Annotated in this window: 4 protein-coding genes; 1 reads left to right on the top strand and 3 read right to left on the bottom strand. The window is 72.8% G+C overall.

What is annotated here, in order from left to right:
* The 3 genes from EEJ42_RS33175 to EEJ42_RS33185 form a co-directional block, all read right to left on the bottom strand.
* Window positions 1-537, bottom strand: a 537-nt coding sequence (locus EEJ42_RS33175; RefSeq protein WP_184503396.1) for a sugar phosphate isomerase/epimerase, incomplete at its 3' end; no start/stop codon positions are given.
* A 27-nt stretch (window positions 538-564) separates the two neighbouring features.
* Window positions 565-1,485: a sugar phosphate isomerase/epimerase family protein gene (locus tag EEJ42_RS33180; RefSeq protein ID WP_123105712.1), complete on the bottom strand. Its 921-nt coding sequence runs from the start codon at window positions 1,483-1,485 to the stop codon at window positions 565-567.
* 4 nt (window positions 1,486-1,489) lie between these two features.
* Complete coding sequence (locus EEJ42_RS33185) at window positions 1,490-2,632, bottom strand: Gfo/Idh/MocA family protein (protein ID WP_342778365.1); 1,143 nt, start codon at window positions 2,630-2,632, stop codon at window positions 1,490-1,492.
* Window positions 2,633-2,821: 189 nt separating this feature from the next.
* On the opposite strand from EEJ42_RS33185, the gene EEJ42_RS33190 reads away from it, so the two are divergent.
* A partial coding sequence (locus tag EEJ42_RS33190) for an ROK family transcriptional regulator (protein WP_148082110.1) occupies window positions 2,822-3,741 on the top strand: 920 nt, incomplete at its 3' end.

Consider the following 3,741-nt stretch of genomic DNA (forward strand, 5'->3'; position numbering starts at 1 on the left):
GGTCGCCCAGTAGACGTCGAGTTCGGCGAGGATCGCGTCGTCCGCCGACGCCCAGAAGGCGTCGTAGCCGCTGCGCCCGTCGGGCAGCGTCGCCCATTCGAAGTCGTGGTTGTGGTAGCCGAGCCGCAGCCCGGCACCGGCCAGGGCCTGCCCGGCGGCGTTCACCGCGTCCGCGAACGCCGCCAGCCGCCCGGGGTCGCCGAAGACGTCCTCGTCGAAGCCGCCGACCATGCGGGGGTGCGGCACGAACACCGTGTCCGCGCCGATCTCGGCGCACTCCTCGGCCAGCGGGCCCACGTCGTCGGGCAGCCCGGCGTGGGTGGCCGAGACGCGCAGCCCCGCGGCGTCCAGACCGCGCCGCAGGGCCTTGGCGGCCACCAGCCGCTCCGCGGCGCTCTTGTCCGCGGACCCCAGGCCGAAGGGCTCGACGTAGCGGAAGCCGATCTCCGCCAGGCGGGCCAGCGTACGGTCCTGGTTCTCGGCCAGCGCGTCACGGACGCTGTACAGCTGCACGGACAGCAGACCTTGCCGATCCATGGGGGCTCCTCTCGGGTGGGGCGGGCTTCAGCCGATGACCAGCGGGCGCAGGGTGCGGTGGGCGATCTTCAGGCCCTGGGCGACCTTCTCCTCCGTTCCGCCCCAGACCGGGTCCTCGTGCTCGACGGAGAGCGTTCCGGTGAAGCCGTGCTCGTAGAGGCGGTCGACGACGCGCGCCCAGTCGACCTGGCCGAGCCCCGGCACCCGGTAGCGCCACCAGCCGTTGTCCCAGGGGTCCGGGCGGTCGACCGCCCTGCCGAAGAAGCCGTACCGGTCGATGTCGCCGCTGCCCAGCTCCACGTCCTTGGCCTGGGCGTGCACGATGCGGTCGATGTAGGGCGCGATGGTCTTCACCGGGTCGATGCCGATCCAGGTGAGGTGCGAGGGGTCCCAGTTGAGGTAGAGGTCCAGCGAGAACATCCACTCCCACAGCTCCGGGGAGTAGGCCAGGTTGCCCGGATAGCCGTCGGGGTGCCAGCCCTCCATGACGCAGTTCTCGATGATGACCTTCACGCCGCGTTCGCCCGCGTAGTCGACGAGTTCGGGGAAGACGCGCTCGGCTTCCTTGAGGTTCTCCGCGACGGGCTTGGTCCAGTCCCGGCCGATGAACGTGCCGACGTAGGGGACGCCGAGCGCCGCGGCCGCGTCCACCGCGTGCTTGAAGTGGGTACGGATCTCCGCCCGGCGCTCCGGGTCGGGGTGCAGGTGGTTCTCGTAGTAGGCGAGCGCGGACAGTTCGAGATCGTGCTTGGCGAACAGCGCGAGCGTCTCCTCCGCGCGCGCCGCGGGGAAGTCGGCGACGGGCAGGTGGCTCGCCTCGAAGTCGCGTCCTCCGGTCCGCGGCCAGACGGCGACCTCGAGCGCCTCGTAGCCGTTGCCGCTCGCCCACTCCGCGATGCGCGGGAGGGACCAGCCGGGGAGACATGCCGTCAGGAAGCCGAGTTTCATCTCTTCACACCTCTGTCCACGAGCCGTTACGGGAGGATCGGAGAACCGCCTCGGTGATGCGGGCGGCGCGCAGTCCGTCGTCGAAGGTCGGCAGCCCCTCCGGACGGTCGCCGCCGATCGCGGCGTAGGTGTCGGCGACGAACGCCTCGAAGCATTCCGCGTACCCCTGGGCGTGGCCCGGCGGCAGGACCGACAACCGCCGCTGTTCGGCCGAGCCGTGGCCGGGATCGCGGCTGATGACCCGGGCGCCGTCCTCGCCGCCCAGCCAGATGGTCTCCGGGTTCTCCTGGTCGAAGACCGCGCTGGCCCGCGCGCCGTCCAGCTCGAACCACAGCCGGTTCTTCCGCCCGGCGGAGACCTGGGAGACGGTGGTGGACGCCAGGACGCCGGAGGCGGTGCGCAGCAGCAGCGCGGCGCAGTCCTCGGTACGGACGTCCATGTATTCCGACGACGGGTCCGGGGAGTCCGCCGACGCGAAGGTGCGCGAACCGGCGGCGGGCCGCTTGTCCACGGCGATCGACGTCGAGGCGGTGACCTCGGCGAACCGTTCGCCCGACACCCACTCGACCAGATCGCACCAGTGGGAGCCGATGTCCGCGAAGGCGCGGGACGGGCCCCCGGCCACCGGGTCCACGCGCCAGCCGGAGGCCTGCGGCGAGAGCATCCAGTCCTGGAGGTAGCTGCCGTGGATCAGGTGCCAGCCGCCGAACTCGCCGTCGATCCGGCGCGCCCGGATCTCCCGGACCAGGGGGTGGTAGCGGTAGACGAACGGGACGGCGGCCACCAGCCCGCTGCTGCGGGCCGTCTCCGCCATGCGCTCCCCGTCGGCGACGGAGACCGCGAGGGGTTTCTCGCACACCACGTGCTTCCCCGCGGCGAGGGCGCGCATCGCGAAGGGCGCGTGGGTGGCGTTGGGCGAACAGATGTGGACCACGTCCACGGAGTCGTCGTCGAGGAGCGCGTCCAGGGACGGATAGGCGGGGACCTGCCACTCCGCGGCCACCTGGGCGGACCGTGGGGGCGAGGAGGCCAGGACGCCGGTGATGCGGGCACCGGCCAGCGCCGCGGCCCTGCGGTGGATCGCGCCGATCATCCCGGCGCCGACGATGGCGGTGCCGATTGCTGTGCTGTGCGCTGGGGGTGTGATGACAGCCCTCCCTGAGGAGCGTCGGCGGGATTGTCTGCTGTCGGTCTGCTGTCGACGGCCTGACCTCGGCCCGACGGTGCGGTTTCGTCCGGCGGTGAGCCTAAGACAGCCATTACAGGCTCACAAGACATTGAATTGTGCATCTTGTGAGTCATAAAAGCCGCCAGAATTGCGGTACCGTGACCGGCCATGGGAGCGCAGACGACGGACCCCCGCCCGATACCCCGGCTGTCGGTCGCCGGACTACGGGCGCAGAACACCGGCGGCCCGGTCCACAGCTCGCTGGCCCGGCTCATCGCGTCGGGCCTCGCCGACAGCCGCGCCGACCTGGTCAAGGCCACCGGCCTGGCACGGTCCACGGTCGCCCGGCACCTCGACACCATGATCGACGCCGGGGTGGTCACCGAGGGCGGAACCGTCGCCCGGCCCGGCCGCGGCCGCCCGCCGCTCCGGCTGGCGCTCAACCCCCGGGCCGGGGTGGTCGCGGTGGCCGACGTCGGCGCCCACAGCGCGCGGCTGGCCCTCGCCGACCTGTCGCAGAACCTCGTGGCGCAGGAGGAGGTCGCGCTGGACGTGGCGCAGGGCCCCGAAGCGACCCTCGATGTGCTGACCGAGCGGCTGCGCGGCATGCTCGCCGAATCCGCGGCGTCAGGAGGGGCCGACCGGCCCTCCGCCCTCGTCGTCGGGCTCCCCGGGCCCGTCGACGCGCGCGCCGGTACGCCGGTGCGGCCGCCCATCATGCCCGGCTGGGACGGCTTCCCGGTCGGCCGCACCCTGACCGAGCGGTTCGGCTGCCGGACCTTCGTCGACAACGACGTGAACCTCATGGCCCTCGGCGAGGCCCGCGCCCTGCCGGAGGGCGAGGCGCCACTGCTCTTCATCAAGATCGGCACCGGTATCGGCGGCGGCCTCATCTCGGCCTCCGGGGAACTGCACCGCGGGGCGGAGGGCGCCGCGGGCGACATCGGGCATCTGCGGGTGCCCGGCGCCGACGACACCGTGTGCAGCTGCGGGAACATCGGCTGCGTCGAGGCCGTGGCGTCGGCCGCCGCGATGGCGGCCCGGCTCGGCCGGGAGGACGCGGGCCTCGCCGGGCAGGACGGGCCGCG

The organism is Streptomyces botrytidirepellens (assembly GCF_003721215.1).
Taxonomy (GTDB): Bacteria; Actinomycetota; Actinomycetes; order Streptomycetales; family Streptomycetaceae; genus Streptomyces; species Streptomyces himastatinicus.

What these genes read in the sequence shown, in the direction of transcription:
- EEJ42_RS33180 (WP_123105712.1), bottom strand. Translation starts at nt 1,485, where the DNA reads ATGAAACTCGGCTTCCTGACGGCATGTCTCCCCGGCTGGTCCCTCCCG.